General features: G+C 32.9%; 18 protein-coding genes. 11 read left to right on the top strand and 7 right to left on the bottom strand.

The annotated features are described in order from the left end of the window. Window positions 1-26: 26 nt before the first annotated feature. Entirely contained in the window at window positions 27-1,097 is a 1,071-nt protein-coding gene (locus BUC23_RS06450) for a glycosyltransferase family 4 protein (RefSeq protein ID WP_073207257.1), read from the bottom strand. A 184-nt stretch (window positions 1,098-1,281) separates the two neighbouring features. Between BUC23_RS06450 and BUC23_RS06445 the strand changes: the two genes are divergently transcribed. Beyond that, window positions 1,282-2,046 (top strand): lipopolysaccharide kinase InaA family protein, encoded by a 765-nt coding sequence (locus BUC23_RS06445; protein ID WP_073207255.1) that lies wholly within the window; start codon window positions 1,282-1,284, stop codon window positions 2,044-2,046. Here the strand turns inward: BUC23_RS06445 and BUC23_RS06440 are convergent. From BUC23_RS06440 to BUC23_RS06425, 4 genes are all read right to left on the bottom strand, one after another. After that, the gene (locus BUC23_RS06440) at window positions 2,029-2,820 is read right to left on the bottom strand and encodes a glycosyltransferase family 2 protein (RefSeq protein WP_073207252.1); all 792 of its coding nucleotides are present in this window, start codon (window positions 2,818-2,820) and stop codon (window positions 2,029-2,031) included. The two genes, BUC23_RS06445 and BUC23_RS06440, sit on opposite strands and share 18 nt — an antisense overlap. Before the next feature lie 64 nt (window positions 2,821-2,884). Beyond that, on the bottom strand, window positions 2,885-3,949 hold the full coding sequence (locus tag BUC23_RS06435) for a glycosyltransferase family 9 protein (protein WP_073207250.1): 1,065 nt from the start codon (window positions 3,947-3,949) through the stop codon (window positions 2,885-2,887). Window positions 3,950-3,960: 11 nt separating this feature from the next. Then, window positions 3,961-4,941, bottom strand: a complete 981-nt coding sequence (locus tag BUC23_RS06430) for a glycosyltransferase family 2 protein (protein WP_073207247.1) — start codon at window positions 4,939-4,941, stop codon at window positions 3,961-3,963. 35 nt (window positions 4,942-4,976) lie between these two features. After that, window positions 4,977-5,792, bottom strand: a complete 816-nt coding sequence (locus BUC23_RS06425) for a 2,3,4,5-tetrahydropyridine-2,6-dicarboxylate N-succinyltransferase (RefSeq protein ID WP_073207732.1) — start codon at window positions 5,790-5,792, stop codon at window positions 4,977-4,979. A gap of 236 nt (window positions 5,793-6,028) precedes the next feature. Between BUC23_RS06425 and ruvX the strand changes: the two genes are divergently transcribed. Both ruvX and BUC23_RS06415 read left to right on the top strand, forming a co-directional pair. Beyond that, on the top strand, window positions 6,029-6,445 hold the full coding sequence (ruvX, locus tag BUC23_RS06420) for a Holliday junction resolvase RuvX (RefSeq protein ID WP_073207245.1): 417 nt from the start codon (window positions 6,029-6,031) through the stop codon (window positions 6,443-6,445). A gap of 119 nt (window positions 6,446-6,564) precedes the next feature. After that, window positions 6,565-8,061, top strand: a complete 1,497-nt coding sequence (locus tag BUC23_RS06415; protein ID WP_073207242.1) for a malate:quinone oxidoreductase — start codon at window positions 6,565-6,567, stop codon at window positions 8,059-8,061. 65 nt (window positions 8,062-8,126) lie between these two features. Here BUC23_RS06415 and BUC23_RS06410 read toward each other — a convergent pair whose 3' ends face one another. Next, window positions 8,127-10,340 (bottom strand): FUSC family protein, encoded by a 2,214-nt coding sequence (locus tag BUC23_RS06410; RefSeq protein ID WP_073207240.1) that lies wholly within the window; start codon window positions 10,338-10,340, stop codon window positions 8,127-8,129. A 197-nt stretch (window positions 10,341-10,537) separates the two neighbouring features. On the opposite strand from BUC23_RS06410, the gene def reads away from it, so the two are divergent. The 3 genes from def to mazG all read left to right on the top strand — a co-directional run bounded on the left by def (window position 10,538) and on the right by mazG (window position 12,593). Continuing rightward, complete coding sequence (gene def, locus BUC23_RS06405) at window positions 10,538-11,125, top strand: peptide deformylase (protein WP_073207238.1); 588 nt, start codon at window positions 10,538-10,540, stop codon at window positions 11,123-11,125. A gap of 88 nt (window positions 11,126-11,213) precedes the next feature. Beyond that, entirely contained in the window at window positions 11,214-11,732 is a 519-nt protein-coding gene (locus BUC23_RS06400) for a DUF5606 family protein (RefSeq protein WP_073207235.1), read from the top strand. An 87-nt stretch (window positions 11,733-11,819) separates the two neighbouring features. Continuing rightward, on the top strand, window positions 11,820-12,593 hold the full coding sequence (gene mazG, locus BUC23_RS06395) for a nucleoside triphosphate pyrophosphohydrolase (protein ID WP_073207232.1): 774 nt from the start codon (window positions 11,820-11,822) through the stop codon (window positions 12,591-12,593). 110 nt (window positions 12,594-12,703) lie between these two features. Here the strand turns inward: mazG and BUC23_RS06390 are convergent, their stop codons facing one another. Then, window positions 12,704-13,384, bottom strand: a complete 681-nt coding sequence (locus tag BUC23_RS06390) for a Crp/Fnr family transcriptional regulator (protein ID WP_073207229.1) — start codon at window positions 13,382-13,384, stop codon at window positions 12,704-12,706. Window positions 13,385-13,495: 111 nt separating this feature from the next. On the opposite strand from BUC23_RS06390, the gene BUC23_RS06385 reads away from it, so the two are divergent. From BUC23_RS06385 to BUC23_RS06365, 5 genes are all read left to right on the top strand, one after another. Further along, complete coding sequence (locus BUC23_RS06385; RefSeq protein ID WP_073207226.1) at window positions 13,496-15,901, top strand: heavy metal translocating P-type ATPase; 2,406 nt, start codon at window positions 13,496-13,498, stop codon at window positions 15,899-15,901. A 116-nt stretch (window positions 15,902-16,017) separates the two neighbouring features. Further along, window positions 16,018-16,209 (top strand): cbb3-type cytochrome oxidase assembly protein CcoS, encoded by a 192-nt coding sequence (gene ccoS / locus BUC23_RS06380; protein WP_073207223.1) that lies wholly within the window; start codon window positions 16,018-16,020, stop codon window positions 16,207-16,209. 2 nt (window positions 16,210-16,211) lie between these two features. Then, window positions 16,212-18,401, top strand: a complete 2,190-nt coding sequence (gene ccoN / locus BUC23_RS06375; protein ID WP_073207220.1) for a cytochrome-c oxidase, cbb3-type subunit I — start codon at window positions 16,212-16,214, stop codon at window positions 18,399-18,401. A gap of 5 nt (window positions 18,402-18,406) precedes the next feature. Then, window positions 18,407-18,577 (top strand): CcoQ/FixQ family Cbb3-type cytochrome c oxidase assembly chaperone, encoded by a 171-nt coding sequence (locus BUC23_RS06370; RefSeq protein ID WP_073207217.1) that lies wholly within the window; start codon window positions 18,407-18,409, stop codon window positions 18,575-18,577. Between the two features lie 27 nt (window positions 18,578-18,604). Beyond that, window positions 18,605-19,495 carry a cbb3-type cytochrome c oxidase N-terminal domain-containing protein gene (locus tag BUC23_RS06365; RefSeq protein ID WP_073207214.1) on the top strand — a complete coding sequence of 297 codons (891 nt, stop codon included), beginning with the start codon at window positions 18,605-18,607 and terminating at the stop codon, window positions 19,493-19,495. Window positions 19,496-19,524 lie beyond the last annotated feature (29 nt).

Here is a 19,524-nt window from a genome sequence, read left to right as displayed (position 1 = left end):
ATAGAAAATGGAAGTGTATTTCGATATCAATAAAGACACTTTTTATATACGTTTAAGTATTCTGATGCTGCCGTTTTCCAATTAAAACGATCCGCCCTTTCTTTGATAAATGTTTCCATTTTGATTTGATTATTGAAAAAATGATTTAATCCATCAAAGAGAACTGTCTTCATATTTTCAGGATCAAAATTATCCCAATAATAGCAATGTTCTCCACCAATTTCCGGTAAAGAAGTTTTATTGGATAAGAATATGGGTTTACCAAAACGCATCGCTTCAATGGGAGGAAGTCCAAAACCCTCTCTTATTGACGGGAATAAAAAGGCATGACAATTTGATAAATAATATTGTTTAGCCACATCATCTACTTTTCCGGTCAGAAAAACTCGATTTTGCAAATTATTGTCCTGTATGAATTTCACGATTTCAAAACCATATTCTTTGTTATTATTCCCCGAAATGATCAAATTAAAGTCACTAATATGAACCATCATTTTCACTATGGAAAGAAAGTTTTTTCGTTCCAGGAAGTCGCCAATAGAATAGAGGAAAGGTTTATCAGTTGGGACGCTTGATATAAATCCCGAAGTGTCTAAAATAGTGGTAATAGGATTTCCGTTATGAATTACATATTCAGGAATATTTGGAACATTAAAATATTGATGGGTTTGCTTTTTTGCAAATTCTGATATGTAAGTGATTGCAGTTGATTTTTCTAATTTTTCCCTAAACAGCCTATTTACTTTATGATTCATGTCAAATGAAATTTCCTCCACAAAATTTACGTCATGAACCGTTAATAAATATTTTTTTACTTTATAAGGTTCAATTTTTGTATTTTGATTAAGCGAATGCCATAAATCATTTTTTTTTCTAGTGCGAAATAAATTGAGTCTTGATAAGTCAGAGTATTTATGGTAGGTAAACTTGTTTCCAAATTCGGTCTCAAGAACGGTAGGGTTTTTCGCGTTTAATATCAATTCTAAATTGCTGAATTCTAATTGTGAAAACCCTTTTATCAGTTCGTAATTGAATGTTCCTAAACCAGTTGCTTTATTTTTTAAATTGTGAGATTCGATAAAGACGGACTTTGACATTTAATATTTTTTAATAAAATTAAAAACACACATTAGTTTAGTAATGTTAATTGTGTTTGTTTAGACAATACAAGGGATAAAAGGTTTAATTTGTTTTTTAGTTTATTTGAAGTAACACTATTTTTTTATAAAACTAAAAATACATTTAACTATTTTTGTCGCTGATATATATTCTAGATAATCCATGAGTACAATAGTTATACATAAAGATTTTCTTTCTAAAGAAAAGGAGATTAAAAAAAACATTAGTGATTTTATTACTTCCGGAATTCTCTTTGGTGATGGTAAAAGAAATAAAATTAAACTATTTGATTTAGATGGTAAAGCGATTAATATTAAATCTTTTAAAGTTCCTAACTTAATTAATCAAGTAGCCTATAAATATTTTCGAAAGTCAAAGGCGAGGCGGTCTTATGAATATGCCAATAAGTTATTGGAAAACGGAATAGGTACTCCTCAGCCTATAGCATATGCGGAAAATTTTACATTCACAGGCTTAGAAAAAAGTTTTTATGTAAGTGAGCATCTTCAGGCTGAACTTACTTTTAGAGAATTAGTGCTGCAACCTTATTATCCGGATCACGAGAATATCTTGCGACAGTTTACCCGATTTACATTTGATTTACATCAAAAAGGAATTGAGTTTTTAGATCATTCGCCGGGAAATACCTTAATAGAAGAAGGAAGCGAAGGAACCTATCATTTCTATTTGGTGGATTTAAACCGTATGAATTTTCATGATGTGATGGATTTTGATTCCCGTATGAAAAATTTTAACAGGCTTACGCCAAAAACAGAAATGCTGGCAGTAATGAGTGATGAATATGCCAAACTTTACAATAAGAAATACGAGGAAGTTTTTTCTAAAATGTGCTTTTATACCAATGATTTTCAGATGAAATTCCATAGAAAAATCGCACGAAAAAAGAAATTATTGTTTTGGAGGTAGCTGCTGTTTTCTATTCCAAAGCCGTTTTAATTCTTGATAACGAACATAAATCGAATTTGCGTTTAAATAACAAATAATCAATCCTCTTTTTCCATCAAGAAAACCTAATCTGATAATATAATTAAACAAAAAATTATAGGCAGGATGCAAAAAATGTAATAAAATTGAAGGATTTTGTTTCTTTATAAACTTCTCCTGGGCCTTAAATTTTCCGTAACGTATTGTTTTTCCTTTATAAGCTTGAAAATTGGAATAGGAGTAATGAATTAGTTTATTTTTTAGAACACCTATTTTTCCATTCACTTTTAATTTTTCATGTACGAGCCTGTCTTTAGTATATTCAGCTTGATTTTTATTAAAAAGCCTAAATATTTTATCAGTTTGATTTCCGCTGAAATGCAGTACTTTGTCTTCAAACATAAAAGTTCTGCTGAAAAGAAAAGCCGAAAATGTTTTATTAGTTTTTATCGTGGCTATAATTTCATTTTTTAATGCAGGAGTTAGTCTTTCATCTGCATCCAAAAATAAAATCCAATCATTTTTTGCTTGAGAAATCGCAAAATTCCGTTGTGAAGAATAATTTTCGAATTTATTTTGAATGAAAGTGACTTTTTCAAATGATTTACAAATAGCTTCTGTTTTATCGGTACTAAATGAATCGACAACAATAATTTCATCAGCAAAATCCAAATCTACCAAAAGCGCTTGCATATTTGCTTCTTCGTTTAAGGTGATTATTAAAACTGAAATGTTATTATTGTGATTGTCTTTCATTAATTTTTTACTGTTTTACAAAAATATATCATTCGGATTAAATTCAATTTTTTACTTTAAAAGTTTATTTTAAATGTGTTTCTAAAAAAGTATTTAATGCAGGATAAATTAATTCAGGAGTAAATTCTGTGTAGAATGAAACGGTTTCTTTTTTTACGATTTTAGGGGTTTTGCCTTCAAATAGATTGGGTTTAAACTCTTTTAAATGTAGCGAAACATGATTGATTCCATCTTCAAATGTAGCCCAGCCTTTTTTATCAATCCATGGAGAAAAAATAATAAGAGAAGGTTTTTCTAAAGCTTTGGCCATATTTATCGCGCCGCCATCGTTACCAATAATGATGTTACATTGATTCATAATGGCAATAAACTCTCGTATGCTTTTGCCTAAAACGGAGAAGTAAATCTTCTGTTTTGTGCTTTCTTTGCATCCATCATAGATTGTTTTCGCTTCTTCAATTTGCTTTGGAAAATAGTTAAAAAGAATATTCACATCACCTTTATCTGCGATAAAATCAATTAATTTTGACATGTATTGCAACGGATAGGTTTTGTCTGGACTGCTTCCAATTATGCTGACCATTATCGTTTTTTTGGATTGGTCTATTCCATGGGATTCAAAAAGTGAAGCGGCAAAATTATTTTCTTCTTGCGTGACGTAAATTCGGGGGAAAGTTTCTAATTCTATATCCAGATGCAAAGGATTTAGCAATGCTAATCGCTGTTCGATTATTAAACCCAAATTGGTATTGGATGTTTTTTTTCGTTTAACAGTATCCGTGTAAAGAAAATCTCTTCCTTTTTTCCAATACGATATTTTTTGTTTGGCACCAGAAAATAATACGACCAGCCAACTTTCTAATTTAGAATAAGCGTCAATGACAATATCATATTTTTCTGCTCGAATAGATTTCAGTAACTTAAAATATTCCCATTTGCTGTTTTGATGTTTTTCCTGAAAAAGTATTAGATTATCAAAACTTGTGTTTCCTTGTAAAACAGCAATAGTCGATTCGTAAACCATATAATCAATTTGCGCTTTTGGATAGGCTTTGCGCAAATTATCGCATAAAATGGAGCTTACTAAAACATCGCCAATCATTTTCTGTTGAATTACAAGTATTTTCATTATTAGAAAAATTAAGCTTTTGGTTTCAAGTAATTCATCGCACGAGGACTAATCCAGGTTTGTTTTTGAAGCGCATTAAAATAATAAACGAATAAGTTTTTTAACATCAATCGGTTCACTTTTAATTTTGGAATAAAAAATAAAAATAGGCTTAAAATAGATAAAATTGTTTTCTCAAGAACGACTCCTATAATCAATAGACTTTGCAAATAGATTTGAATTCCAATTGAGAATTGATTGCTGATATAAACGTGTTTAGAAATAATTACTTCGGTTTTTGTGAGTGCTTTTGTCTTGACATTTAATCGGGATGCACCACCATGCTGATGGAAAATCGTCGCTTTTCTGGTTACGGCAACTTTTCCTCCACTATCAGCAACTTTTTTGCATAGGTCAACATCTTCAAAATACAACCAGTAATCTTCGTTCCAACCTTTAATTTTGTCAAACCATTCTCTGTTAATAAAAACAACTGCTCCAGTCACCCAATCTGGGTAAAACAAATCGCTAGTATTGTTGAAACGTTTTTCCAGTTTTGATTTATTCAGCTTTCTAAAAATGGCTCTTGAGATTCCAAAAAAGCGTCCTAAAGCCGGAAATAAATTATTCTGTTTGTAAAAAACATCGTTTTCATTTATTTGCAGACAAGACAAAATTCCAATTTCAGGATGTGAAACTTCTGTCTGCAATAGGGTTTCCAGAGCTTCAAGAGTAAGTTTTGTATCTGGATTTAAAAAAAGAAAATGGTTTCCCTTAGCAATGCTTGCACCAAAGTTGCAACCATTTGAGAAACCATTATTACCAGAATTTTCTATAAATGTAAACTTGGAATATTTTTGTTTAAAAACAGGAAATTGTCCGTCATTAGAAAAATTATCAACAATGATAACTTCAAATGAGAATGTTTTTGAAATAATTGCATCAATAGATTCTAAACACTCGTCTAAGGCTTTCCAACCACGGTAATTGACAATAATTATTGAAATATCCAATAGGTCTTTTTATAAAGATTTTTATACGAAACGGATTATACCGCTACGTCATATTCGCGTAAAGCATTATTCAAAGATGTTTTCAAATCTGTCGAAGGTTTGCGGGTTCCAATAATTAGAGCGCAAGGCACTTGGAACTCACCAGCAGAGAATTTTTTAGTATAACTTCCCGGAATTACTACCGAACGAGCAGGAACAAATCCTTTCATTTCAATAGGAGTTTCACCAGTAACATCAATAATTTTTGTAGAGGCAGTCAAACAAACATTGGCACCAAGAACGGCTTCTTTCCCAACATGAACTCCCTCAACTACGATACAACGGGAGCCAATGAAAGCACCGTCTTCAATAATTACAGGAGCCGCTTGCAAAGGTTCTAGAACACCACCTATACCAACACCACCACTTAAATGGACGTTTTTACCAATTTGAGCACAACTTCCTACGGTTGCCCATGTATCTACCATAGTTCCTTCATCAACATACGCACCAATATTTACATAACTTGGCATTAAGATAACACCGCTTGAAATGTAAGCGCCGTAACGCGCTACGGCATTAGGAACCACACGAATTCCTTTTTCGGCATAGCCTCTTTTTAATAGCATTTTGTCATGGTATTCGAAAATTCCAGATTCCCATGTTTCCATTTTTTGAATAGGGAAGTACATTACCACGGCTTTCTTAACCCATTCGTTTACTTGCCATCCGTCAGCAACTGGTTCTGCTACACGCAATTTTCCGGTGTCAAGCAACTCGATAACTTCTCTTATAGCATCGGTAGTATTTTTTTCCTGTAGTAAAGCACGGTTTTCCCATGCTTGCTCTATGATAGTTTGTAATGGATTCATTTTAATTAGTTTTTTGGCAAAGATAGGATTTTTAGCTAAAAGCAAGAAAGCAAAATGATTTGAAAATGTTACAGATTTAACTTCTTGTTCGATTAATTAACTTTGAAATGAGAATTTTCCTTATTATTGAAATGTGAAACAAATAAATTTTTCAAAAAAAGTAATATCAAGGTGACTTTTCTACTACTGCTATACATCGGAAAATTAAAATAGTTACCTTTGTAAAAAATAAATAAATGCCAAGAATACTCGCCATAGATTACGGACAAAAACGCACAGGAATAGCTGTTACCGATGAAATGCAAATAATTGCATCAGGATTAACTACTGTTCCATCCACAACCGCAATTGCTTTTCTTAAGGACTATTTTTCCAAAGAAAAAGTTGAAGCAGTTCTTATAGGCGAACCTAAACAAATGAACGGTGAACCTTCAGAAAGTGCATCTATGATTAAAGGTTTTGTAACACATTTCACAAATCATTTTCCGGAAATGAAAGTTATTCGGGTAGATGAGCGTTTTACTTCAAAAATGGCTTTCCAAACAATGATCGACAGCGGACTCAAAAAGAAACAGCGTCAAAATAAGGCACTTATAGATGAAATTTCGGCAACTATAATGTTGCAAGATTATTTGACAAGAAAATTGTTCTAAAAGTGTTATAAATGTAATTCAGGTTTCTAAAACGTTTTCGTAATTATGTAACTTTTCACACAAAATTTAAGGTTTTTTTTGCAATCATATGAAGTATCTTTGCACTTTAAAATTTTGTTATGTCTGACACAACCATTCGTTCAAGTAGTGATGTAGTTCTTATAGGAGCTGGAATAATGAGCGCCACTCTTGGCTTAATTCTAAAAGAATTACAACCTGATTTAAAAATTGAAATTTACGAAAGATTAGATATTGCAGCTGCTGAAAGTTCTGATGCTTGGAACAATGCAGGAACTGGACATTCTGCCTTTTGTGAACTCAATTATACTCCTGAAAGTGCTGATGGCACTATTGATCCCAAAAAAGCAATCAGTATTGCTGAATCCTTTGAGGTTTCCCGCCAATTTTGGGCCTATTTAGTCCAAGAAAAAAAGATTACATCTCCTGAAAATTTTATAAAAAGTATTCCTCATGTGAGTTATGTCTGGGGTGAAAAAAATGTAGCTTATCTAAAGAAAAGATTCGAAGTTTTACATTCTAATCCGCTTTTCAAAAAAATGATTTTTAGTACTGATTTTTCAGAATTAAAAAAGTGGATGCCGTTGGTCATGGAGGGTAGAGACGAAAATGAAAAAGTTGCAGCTACTTCAATGGCAATTGGTACGGATGTGAATTTTGGGGAATTAACCAGAAGTATGTTTAATTATTTGGCTAAATTAGATGGTGTTACCATGCATTTTCATCACGAAGTTCAAAAATTGAAACAACGGGAAGATAAATCTTGGAGAATAAAAATAACCGATTTGGCTACCGGCCAAAAAAGAAAGGCATATACCAAATTTGTTTTTATCGGTGCTGGAGGTGGGTCATTGCCCTTACTAGAAAAAGCAGACGTTCCAGAAGGAAAGGGTTTTGGAGGTTTCCCGGTTAGCGGACAATGGTTAAAGTGTACCAATCCTGAAGTAATTGCAAAACATCAGGCTAAAGTTTATGGTAAAGCTTCCGTAGGAGCGCCACCAATGTCTGTACCACATATTGATTCCCGAATGATAGATGGAGAAAAAGCACTTCTTTTTGGTCCTTTTGCCGGGTTTTCTACTCGGTTTTTAAAGAATGGTTCTTATTCTGATTTGCCTTTGTCTATTAAAACGGATAATATAATTCCGATGATAGCTGCAGGGATTAAGAATATACCACTTACAAAATATTTGATAGAACAAGTACGTCAATCTCCTAAAGATAGGATTAATGCGTTAAGAGAATATGTTCCTACAGCCAGATCTAAAGACTGGAAAATAGAACGAGCAGGGCAACGGGTACAAGTTATAAAGAAAGATGAAAAAGAAGGCGGAATACTTGAATTTGGTACCGAGGTAATTACAACTGCCGATGGTAGTTTAGCTGTATTGCTTGGTGCTTCTCCCGGTGCTTCTACAGCAGTTTCTATCATGACAGATTTGGTTGGAAAATGTTTCAAAAATGAAATTGTTAATCCGGAATGGCAAGAAAAACTAAAAAAAATGATACCATCATATGGACAAACATTAAATGATAAACCTTCTTTATTGGAAGAAATTAGAAAAAATACCGCTGAAATTCTAAAATTGAATAATTAGAAATTTTTCAATACAATCAAAAAAGCTGGATTTAGATTTGAACGTCTAAATCCAGCTTTTTTGGTTTAAGTAGCGATTAATTCTTTAGTCGTTTTTACAATATTTTCGGATAAATTAGTAAGCCAGATTAATTGTTCGATTACCAATTGTGCTTCCTGCATTTTCAATTGGAATGCTTCTTCATCAATTGGAATTCCTTCTTTCAATTCTTTGGCTCGAATATTTTTTAACTCCGAAAAACGCATGGCTAAATCTTCCTTTGCAAGATTTTCTTTTAAGTCTAAATCATTCTCTTTCAGTAGTGCAATTGCATTATCCAAGTTTTTAATAACGGTATCCACCACCACGTTAAATGCATCAGAAGCTGATGTTGTTTTGTGTGATTGGATATAAGTCCCTAATGAAGCGGAAGAGGAAAGCAGTGAATGATTAAGAATCGCTAGTTTATATACTTGAGGTAATTGTTTTTGTTTTGATTTAGGCTCCTGCACCATTCTTTGAAAGGACGCCATTAAATTACCAATTTCTATAAAAGCATTTTTTCTCGCTAATCGATAGGAAGTCGAAACGGAACCTTTTTTATTATAAAATATAGAGATTTCCTTCAAGTAATTTTGATTGGCTTTAATAGATTTTTCCAAATAAATGGGAATGTTTAAAAATTCCCATGAAGGCCACAAAAAATGATTGGCAAGAAAAGCTAAAGTGGCACCTACAATGGTGTCCAAAATTCTATATTGAATCACATCAGTAATATTAGGTGCCAATATTCCGTATATGAAAACAATGTACATAGTCACAAATGTTGCACTGATTTTATAATTTGTTTGCGTAAAGGAGAATCCCAAAAGCATACAAATAATCGATAAAACACTGATTGCAATACTATTATGTACCAATGAAAGTACTCCAAATGCAATTAATCCGCCTAAAATAGTACCAAAAATCCGATGGAAAGAGCGTTGTTTTGTCAAGCCATATCCAGGTCGCATGATTACCAAAATAGTCAATAAAATCCAATATACATTATGAAAAGGGAGTATGTTACCAATTATAAAACCAATCAGAATAGTTATGGTTAATCGTAGCGAATGTCTGAAAATAGTGGAGGAGAAGCTAAGATTTTGAATTAAAGTGCTTAAAGGATAATATTGTGGCGTAAGAAATTTTTCTAAATCTTTATCTTTTCCTTTAAAGTCAAGTGAATTGATTGCCAACGTAAAAGCACGTTCTACAATTTTTATTTTTTCAACTTGTTTTTCGGCATATTGAAGCATGGTTGTCAGCATAAAAACACCTTCGGAAGCTGAATTTTTTCCTAAGTCACTTTCATAATCTGTGATAGCAAGTTGCAACGCATTTAAATCGCTAAGCAAAGTATGTTTAGAAATATACTTCGTTTTATTTTGAATACTTTTGGACAATTGCTTCAAACTGGCCGCAAGATTGTACGCTAGGCTTTGATATGTTAACAGCACCTTTGGATGGTCATCAAATTTTTGATGTAATTTATCGTGGTCAAAAGATGTAGATAGTGCCAGCTCGAGTATTTCTGTTAATGAAATAAAAACGATAAGCATCTTTCGGTTTTGATTTGAAGAACCGGAAGTTGTATGACTGCTAATTAGCACTTCTCGAATGTTTTGTCGAATCGTATTCAGTTCTACCTGAAGATGCAATTGTTTTTCGATAATCGCCTTTTTATCAGCATTGATAGTCCATAAATCGCCTCTTAATTTCAGGTATTTTGCTGTGAGTTTAATACATTCAGCAATTTGTAATTCGATATATCGGTGAGGTCTGATATAGTGAAAAATAAGCGAAATAAGTAGATAAAATAAACCGCCAACAAGAATTAATCCAGAATATTGGAGCATTTCCCAGCCCGTGTGTAAGTGTGCAAATGCCAGTGAAACCGCAAGTAATGCGGAGAAAGAAACCATAGTGGCTCTTTGTCCATATACTGAAATCATTGATAGCAAGAATATTAACAAAGCTAAAAAAGGATAGAAAACCCATGAATAAGGATGTACAATATTCACTAGCAGGTTGACACCCGCTACAAGAAATGAAGTGAAGAGAATACCGTTAATTTTATGTTTTAGATTACTGGGAATATCGCTTGGATACGTAAAAAAAGCTCCAAGAGCTATTGTAAATCCAATTTCAAAATTGTCCAAAAAAGAAAATAGCAAGACTGGAATAACTGCGGCTATTGTTACTTTTAAAGCATTCGTAAAATAAGTACTATCGGTAAATTTTCGGATTTCGTAAATCATACAATTGGATTGCTGGTAAAGGTAAGAATTGTAAGAATTATATAAAGAATATTTAAGTGGGTTTTAACTTAAATTCTAAAAAATCACTAATAATCATTGGAGGATTATTCATTGTCTATTTTTTTACTATTTTTGCAGACTGAATTAAAAGTAAATTGATTTCAGACATATAGTAGATAATACTTAATACAACACTAATGATTTTACCAATTATAGGATATGGTGATCCAGTTTTAAGAAAAGTAGGTGAAGTTCTTTCGCCAGAACATCCCAACTTAAAAGAAACCATCGCTAATATGTATGAGACCATGTATAATGCTTATGGCGTAGGTCTTGCCGCACCCCAAGTAGGATTGGCAGTTCGCTTATTTGTAATCGATACAACGCCTTTTAGCGATGATGAAGATCTCGAAGATGCTCAACAAAAAGAGCTTAAAGGATTCAAAAAAACTTTTATCAATGCAAAAATGATAAAAGAAGAAGGAGAAGAATGGAGTTTCAACGAGGGTTGTTTGAGCATTCCTGATGTTCGGGAGGATGTTTTTCGTAATCCAACGATAACTATTGAGTACTGCGAAGAGGATTTTGTAATGAAAACCGAAGTTTTTGATGGATTGATCGCCAGAGTAATTCAACATGAGTACGACCATATTGAAGGCGTTTTATTTACCGATAAAATTTCATCTCTTAAAAAACGTTTGATTCAAAAGAAACTAAAAAATATCCTTGAAGGAAAAACATTTCAGGATTACCGAATGAAATTTTTTGCCAAAAAGGGTAGATAAACTAGTATTATTCTTTAATATTGGTATGGTTTTAGTTGATTAGTGAAAAGTAAAAATAAATTGAATTCTTAATAATAATTAGAAAAACATGAATTTAGAAAAAATATTAGCCATTTCTGGGAAACCAGGTTTATACGTATTAAAAGTACAAACACGTACAGGGTTTGTTGCAGAATCATTATTAGACGGAAAAAAAATCACAGTAAATTTAAAAAGCAATGTGAGTTTATTGTCTGAGATTTCAATTTATACCTATGAAGGCGAAAAACCATTAGCTGAAATCATGCAAAAAATTGCAGATAAAGAAAGTAAAGGTCCAGCACTTTCTCATAAAGAAGACAATGCTAAACTAACGGCTTATTTCAAAGAAATTTTACCTGACTATGATGAAGAAAGAGTTTATCCATCAGATATTAAAAAAGTTTTAAACTGGTATAATATGCTTCAGGCAAAAGGATTAGTTACTGATGAAGTAGCAGCTACGGTTACCACGGAAGAAACACCGGTTGCAGAAGAAGTTGTTGCTGTCGCAGAAGAAGCTCCAGTTACAGAAGTGAAAGCTCCAGCAAAAAAAGTGGTAGCTAAAAAAGCTCCAGCAAAAAAATAGTAATACATACTTTAATAAATTATATTTAATCCTGTTAAGATGATTTCTTAGCAGGATTTTTTTATTTTTACAAAAACCAATTGCGCAATGAATTCAAGAAAAACTCAGCTTCAGGCTTTCGAAAGACTATTAGATATCATGGACGATTTGCGGGAAAAATGTCCTTGGGATAAAAAACAAACCATGCAAACGCTACGCCATCTTACCATAGAAGAAACGTACGAGTTGGGTGATGCCATTTTAGATAATGACTTAAGTGAGGTAAAGAAAGAATTAGGTGATTTGCTATTGCATATTGTTTTTTATGCTAAAATTGGAAGCGAAACAAATGATTTTGACATGGCGGATGTCTGCAATGAAATTTGTGATAAACTTATTCATCGTCATCCACATATTTACAGTGATGTTGTTGTTAAAGATGAAGAGGAAGTCAAACAAAACTGGGAAAAACTCAAACTTAAGGAAGGTAAAAAATCAGTTTTAGAAGGTGTGCCGAAAAGTCTGCCAGCATTGGTGAAAGCTAGCCGAATTCAGGATAAAGTAAAAGGTGTTGGATTTGATTGGGAAGAATCACATCAGGTTTGGGATAAAGTACAAGAAGAATTAGAGGAATTGCAAGTTGAAGTTGAAGCGGGTGATCAAGATAAGATTGAAGCCGAATTTGGTGATGTTTTGTTTTCAATGATTAATTACGCCCGATTCCTAAATGTGAATCCCGAAGATGCTTTGGAACGAACGAATAAAAAATTTATCAAACGCTTTCAATATCTAGAAAGTAAAGCAGGAGAATTGGGAAAACCATTGATGGATATGACACTTGCCGAGATGGATGTGTTTTGGAACGAAGCGAAGAAACTATAGCGTTCAGTTTTTAGTGAACAGTACTAAATGATTAAATTGTCAATTATTTAATAGGAACCTGTTTTTATTAATAAAATTTCTATTGCTTAAAATAGAGACCTAACCGATAATTATTCGGCCAATTTTTTTAGTTTGCTGATGTCTTTCAAAAGGATTTTTTTACCGGTTAATTCAATCAAACCTAATTTTTTGAAATCAGATAATAAACGAATGCAACTTTCTGTAGCAGTCCCAATCATACTGGCTAATTCGTCTCTTGAAAGTTGAACTTTCAAAGAGTTATCTTCATTTTTGCCAAAGGTATCATGCAAGTAAAGAAGCGTTTCGGCTAATCTTTCTTTTACTGTTTTTTGGGCTAAATTGACCATGTGATCATCGGCTTCTTTTAAATCTCCACAAATAGTTTTCATCACATTCATTGAAAACTGATTATTTTTGTCAAAGAAACTCATTACCTCAGATTTAGGGATAAAGCAAACCTCCATGTCCTCTAGAGCAACAGCACTTAAATTAACGGGTTCTTCACTAATCATCGAGCGTTGTCCTAATAATTCCCCTTTGGTAACCAGTTTTACAATATGGTCTTTACCGTTTGGACTCAATTTAGTTAGTTTGCATACACCGTCTTTTATGCAAAAAATTCCATTTACATTTTCACCTTCTTCAAAAATAACTTCACCCTTTTTTATAGTATGAGATGTTTTACAGTCAGAAAGATGTACTAATTCGTTTTTCGAAAGTGCTTTCAATGAGCTGAATTCTCTAACAATACATTGTTCACATTTACTCATAATAAAAAGGGATTTAATAACACAACAAATTTAGGCATTTATATGACAAATGTCATATTTTTTACTTAATCTATTTACAACCTTTGTGGTAGGTAAAATGAGCAAAGAATTATGGACAGACAAAACTGTTTCCATTGTGGTTTAGATATTATAATAGCAGAAGAAATTATTTTTGATGAAAAAGGATTTTGTTGCAACGGTTGTAAGACCGTTTACGAAATTTTCAGTCTTAATGATATGACTTGTTATTATGATTTCGAAAAATCACCTGGAGCAACCCCTCAAGATATTAATGGTAAATATGATTTTTTAGACAATGAAAGTATCGTTTCAAAACTTTTGGAATTCCAAGAGAGTTCAACCGCTATTATTTCACTTAACATTCCACATATACATTGTAGCTCGTGTATTTGGATTCTGGAAAATTTACAGCGTCTTCAAAAAGGAATAAGTACTTCTCAGGTTAATTTTCCTGAAAAGACAGTTCGAATCACATACAATCCCGAAACGGTTTCAATAAAAACGATTGTTTATTTGTTGAGTTCCATTGGATATGAACCGTATATTAGTTTAGAAAACTATGAAACGGGTAAAAATAATGTAGACAGGAGTTTGACTTATAAACTTGGTGTTGCATTTTTTTGTTTCGGAAATATCATGTTGCTTTCCTTTCCTGAATATTTCGAAGTTAAAGAATTTTGGCTCGATCAATATCGCGGGTTTTTCCGTTGGTTGATTTTCGCTTTGTCTTTGCCAAGTTTCTTCTATTCGGCGAGTGGTTATTATGTTTCGGCTTATAAAAGTATCAAATCTAAAATGCTCAATATCGATATCCCAATCGCTTTGGGAATTATTGTGATGTTTGTGCGAAGTACGGTTGATATCGTGATGGATTATGGTTCCGGTTTTTTTGACAGCCTTTGCGGTTTGATTTTCTTTATGCTTCTTGGCAAAATGTTTCAAATAAAAACGTACAGCTTTTTGAGTTTCGAAAGAGATTTTAAATCTTATTTTCCAATAGCGATTACCAAAATCAATTCGGATATTTCAGAGGAAAGTGTTCCAATTTATGAAGTTGAAAAAGGTGACCGATTATTGATTAGAAACCAAGAACTAATTCCTGTTGACGGTATTTTGATTTCAGAAAAAGCGGAGATTGATTATAGTTTTGTCACCGGTGAAGCTATTCCAATTACCAAACATTCGGGTGACAAAGTATTTGCAGGAGGAAAACAGATGGGTAAAGTGATAGAAATGGAAGTCCTTCACTCCGTTTCACAAAGCTACCTGACACAATTATGGAGTAACGATGTTTTTCAAAAAAATGTCGAACAAAAGCATAAAACGATAACAGATCGAATTTCTCGTTATTTTACTCCCATTCTTTTACTAATCGCCTTTTCAGGATTTGGATATTGGATTTTTATAGATGCTAATATCGCTTTCAATGTTTTTACGGCAGTACTGATTGTCGCTTGTCCTTGTGCATTGGCATTAACTGCTCCATTTACTTTTGGGAATGTATTGCGGATTTTAGGGAAACAAAAATTTTATCTGAAAAATGCATTAGTTATCGAACAACTGGCAAAAGTTGACACCATCGTTTTCGACAAAACAGGGACAATTACCACCAATAAAAAATCGAATATATCTTATGAAGGACTGAGTCTTTCAGATGAAAATTTACTGTTAATTAAAAATGTACTTCGGGCTTCAAATCATCCGCTAAGTAGAATGTTATATGATTATTTACCTGTTGTAATCTTGCAAAGCAAATCGGCAGAGGAAACTAAAAAGTTAAAAGTTGATTCTTTTGAAGAGATTACAGGAAAAGGAATTCAAGCTCAAATTTTTGGATACCAAATTCAAATTGGTTCTGCTTCATTTGTAGAAAAATCCGAGGATAATAGCATTCAGCAAACTTCTGTTCATATTAAGATTGACGGAGTTTATTACGGAAAATATATTTTCAATAATCAGTATAGAGAAGGATTAGAGGAACTTTTTAAGAATTTAAGCGACAAGTATCAAATCAAAGTTTTGTCTGGTGATAATGAAGGAGAAAGATCAACTCTTGAAAAACTTTTGCCGAAAGGCACTGAGTTAATTTTTAATCAAAAACCGGAACAAAAATTAGAATTCATCAAGAATTTACAAGAAAAAGGTAAAAATGTAATGATGGTAGGCGATGGATTGAATGATGCGGGAGCTTTGGCACAAAGTAATGTTGGAATTTCTATTTCAGAGAATGTCAATGTTTTCTCGCCGGCTTGTGATGCTATTTTGGATGCCAATGAGTTTCCAAAATTGGATTATTTTTTAAAACTGTCTAAGAATTCTATCACAACAATCAAAATGAGTTTCACCTTGTCCTTATTGTATAATGTAGTTGGATTATCATTTGCCATTACAGGAAATTTATTGCCTTTGGTTGCGGCTATTATTATGCCATTAAGTACTGTAACCATAGTCAGTTTTGTGACGGCTATGAGTAGCTATTATGCAAGTAAAAAATAGAATTATATAACTTTTAGATTTTGATTTCACATAATTTTAACATAATACAACATATATGACAAATGTCATATTTTGCTAGAGAACGTCTGAGTAACTTTGTTAACACAAATTAAGGTATGAGTGTCATTTATTTATTAATCTCCATCAGTATAGTAGTTGCTATCGGCTTTTTTATTGCTTTTATAAGAGCAGTAAAAACAGGTCAATATGACGACGATTATACGCCATCTGTCAGAATGCTTTTTGACGATGAGCTCAAAATTGAAAGCCCAAAACCAATACAAACAATAGAAGAAAAACAAATTTAATTATGGAAATGCAGCAGTTTTATTATGATAACAAAATTGTAAAGAAATTCATTTACGCTACAATCCTTTTTGGTGTAGTAGGAATGTTGGTCGGTCTTACGCTGGCCATCATGTTCCTTTTTCCAAACCTAACTGACGGAATTTCGTGGTTAAGTTATGGTAGATTGAGACCTTTACATACTAACGCCGTTATTTTTGCCTTTGTAGGAAATGCTTTTTTTGCGGGAATGTATTATTCGATGCAACGATTACTTAAGGCAAGAATGTTCAGTGATCTTTTAAGTAATATTCATTTTTGGGGTTGGCAATTAATTATTGTTGCGGCAGCGATTTCTTTACCATTAGGTTTCAGTACATCAAAAGAATATGCCGAATTAGAATGGCCAATTGATATTGCTATTACCCTAATATGGGTAGTAATGGGTATCAATATGATTGGAACCTTGATAAGAAGAAGAGAGCGACATTTGTATGTAGCCATCTGGTTTTATTTGGCAACTTTTGTTACCATAGCCGTTTTGCATATTTTCAACAGTTTAGAATTGCCTGTTTCTGCAATGAAAAGTTATTCCGTTTATGCAGGCGTTCAAGATGCTTTAGTGCAATGGTGGTACGGACATAATGCGGTTGCATTTTTCTTAACTACGCCCTTTTTAGGATTGATGTATTATTTTGTTCCAAAAGCAGCGAATCGTCCAGTATATTCTTATAGATTATCAATCGTTCACTTTTGGTCATTAATTTTTATTTATATCTGGGCAGGGCCACACCATTTATTATATTCTGCTTTGCCAAACTGGGCACAAAATTTAGGTGTTGCTTTTTCAATAATGTTGATCGCACCATCTTGGGGTGGAATGATAAACGGATTATTAACTTTGAGAGGAGTTTGGGATAAAGTACGAGTAGATCCAGTTTTAAAATTCTTTGTAGTAGCAATCACAGGTTACGGAATGGCCACTTTTGAGGGTCCAATGTTGTCTCTGAAAAATGTAAATGCTATAGCGCATTATACGGATTGGATTATTGCTCACGTTCACGTAGGTGCATTAGCGTGGAATGGATTTATGGCTTTTGGTATGATTTACTGGTTGATTCCAAGAATGACTAAAAGCACTTTGTACTCTCTTAAACTGGCTAACTTTCACTTCTGGATTGGAACGTTAGGGATTATTTTATATACAATTCCGATGTATGTTGCCGGGTTTTTACAAGCTTCTATGTGGAAACAATTTAACCCAGACGGAACTTTAACCTATGGTAACTTCTTAGAAACAGTAACTCAAATCATGCCAATGTATTGGATGAGAGCTATTGGTGGAAGTCTTTATCTAATTGGAATGCTGACTTTGGTATATAACATTGTTCAAACATTGAGAAAAGGTTCTGCAATTGAAGATGAATTAGCCGAAGCTCCGGCATTATTGAAAATTAGTTCTGGAAGAGTTCAGGGAGAAAAATTTCACCCTTGGTTAGAAAGAAAACCTATTCAATTAACTATTTTGGCAACAGTTGCTATTTTAATTGGTGGAGTTATCCAAATTGTACCTACCATAATGGTAAAATCGAATATCCCTACAATTGCTAGTGTGAAACCGTATTCTCCTTTAGAATTAGAAGGACGTGATTTATATATTCGTGAAGGCTGTGTGGGTTGTCACTCTCAATCAGTTCGTCCTTTCCGTAGTGAAGTTGAACGATATGGTCCACAAGCTAAAGCAGGAGAATTTGTTTATGACCACCCATTTCTTTGGGGATCAAAACGTACAGGTCCGGATTTGCAAAGAGAAGGTGGAAAATATAATGATAATTGGCATTTTAATCACTTTTGGAGTCCTCAAAGTATTTCTGCAGGTTCTATTATGCCAGGTTACAAATGGTTGTTTGATAATAAACCAATGGATATTTCTTTGACGCAAAAGAAAATGGAAGCTATGGTTAGTCTTGGAGTTCCATACACGGCTCTTCAAGTTGCAAATGGAGTTAAAGATCTAAGAACACAAGCACTAAAAATTGAAGAAAGCTTGAAAAATGATCCTGATTTTGTAAAAAGTTATAATGACAGTAAGAAAAAAGCAGAGGCAAGAGGAGAAAAATTTGTTCCAATGAATGAAAGAGAAATTATTGCTTTGATTGCATACATACAAAGGCTTGGAACAGATATTAAAGTAAAAGATATAGCTAAAAAATAAAAGTCATGTTTGAACAAATTAAGCACAATATGGAAACAATCGAAGGAGTTGCGACTTATCCAATTCTTTCGTTGTTGATTTTCTTCATTTTTTTTGTAGGACTCGGTTTTTGGGTTCTAACATATAAAAAAGAAAAAATCAATGAAATGAGTCAAATGCCATTAAACGACAATTAAAAAGTGCAATTTTTTAAAATTTAGAAAATGAAAAAATTAATTCCAGTATATGTTAGAGTCCCACTTATTTTCTTTGCTGTCTTTGCGGCAATGGAATATTTTATAGACTCTGGAGACAGACCTGCTTTCTTAAAGTTCCCAATGGTTTCTGTCTTTTTATTCGTGTTTCTTTTCCTATTGATAGCAATAGAAATAACTTTGAGCGCTGTTGATAATATTACGTATCATCTTTTGACAGAAGAACAGAAAGCCAAACTTAATGAAGTAAATAGTATAAGTTTCAAAGATACCGAATGGTATAAAAAACTGATAAAAAGTTTAACTAAATCAGAACCAATAGAAAATGAAGGCTTACTATTATTAGATCATGATTACGATGGGATCAAAGAATTAGATAATAATTTACCTCCATGGTGGGTGTATTTATTTTATGCAGGTATTGTTTTTGGGGTGGTTTATATGGTGCGTTATGAAATATTAGGTGCTGATAACCAAGAAACTGAGCTTAAAAAAGAATTGGCTCAAGCCAAAATTGAAGTAGCGGAATATATGAAAACTGCTCCGGATATGATGGATGAAAAAACGGTGACTTTGTTAACTGAACCGACTGATTTAGCTGCGGGAAAAGAAATCTTCACTACTAATTGTGCTGCATGTCACAGAGCAGATGCCGGAGGTCAAATTGGTCCAAATCTAACGGATGATAATTGGATTTTGGGAGGAGGAATTAAAAATTTATTCCATACAATTACTAATGGTGGCCGTGACGGAAAAGGAATGATTGCATGGAAAGGAACATTGAAACCAAAAGAAATGCAAAAAGTAGCCAGTTATATTTTGTCTTTAAAAGGAAGTAATCCTAAAGATCCAAAAGCCCCGGATGGTGAGATTTGGGTAGATGAAACTGCTTCAAAATAAATAATAAATTAATCTCAAAATGCCATCGT

The sequence above is a fragment of the Flavobacterium xinjiangense genome (genome assembly GCF_900142885.1).
GTDB classification, from domain to species: Bacteria; Bacteroidota; Bacteroidia; order Flavobacteriales; family Flavobacteriaceae; genus Flavobacterium; species Flavobacterium xinjiangense.
The sequence above is the reverse complement of the archived record's forward strand: the minus strand, read 5'-3'. Positions and strand labels throughout refer to the sequence as shown.